General features: G+C 59.8%; 1 protein-coding gene. It reads left to right on the forward strand.

All coding sequences use genetic code 11. The features are described 5' to 3' along the window. Nucleotides 1-311: 311 nt before the first annotated feature. The coding region (locus NMG70_RS30720) for a helix-turn-helix domain-containing protein (RefSeq protein WP_254027953.1) at nt 312-736 on the forward strand (425 nt) is incomplete at its 3' end.

The raw sequence follows: 736 nt of genomic DNA on the forward strand, positions 1-736 counted from the left end.
AGAGGGCAGATCTAGAAGCGAACCACTTCGTCGCCAGCGGCGCACCGCCCTCGTTGGTGAGGCGTATATGGGAAGCATCGGTTTCGTGTCAAGCACCTTTTGGTGAAAGAACCTGCTAATTCCATTGCCGGCTTGGCATCGTGCTGCGTTCCCCGGGTTTTCAGCCAGATCGAGCCATGTTGGCTGCAGGGATGGGATAACGACAGCAATGCTCGTTTTCGGTTATCCATAGCCTGAACGACCCGAGACATAGGTGACGTTTCGTACCGGACACATGGGTAACACTTTTCGCCTTTTGGCGGGAGGTGTTGATGCCGTGGAGAGAGTGTTCGGTGATGGAGGAACGTCTACGGTTCGTAGCCCGTCTGCTTGACGGGGAAGGTATGAGCGATGTGTGCCGGGAGTTCGGCATCTCGCGCAAGACCGGCTACAAGATCTTCAACCGCTACAAGGATGAAGGCCTCGAGGCGCTCACCGATCGGACCCGACGGCCGGTGAGATATGCCAATCAGTTGCCCGACCAGATCGAGCGGACGATCGTGCGCCTCAAGAAGGACAAGCCGCACTGGGGCGCCAGGAAGATACGCGAGCTGCTGATCCGCAAGCTGGCCGGCGATGTGCGCATTCCAGCCAAGAGCACGGTGCATGCCGTGCTCGACCGCCATGGTCTGGTCAAGCATGCCCGTCAGAGGCGGCGCTGCAAGGCCGAGGGCACGCCGCTGTCTCACGTCGCCGC

It is taken from the genome of Mesorhizobium ventifaucium (genome assembly GCF_935822925.1).
GTDB classification, from domain to species: domain Bacteria; phylum Pseudomonadota; class Alphaproteobacteria; order Rhizobiales; family Rhizobiaceae; genus Mesorhizobium; species Mesorhizobium ventifaucium.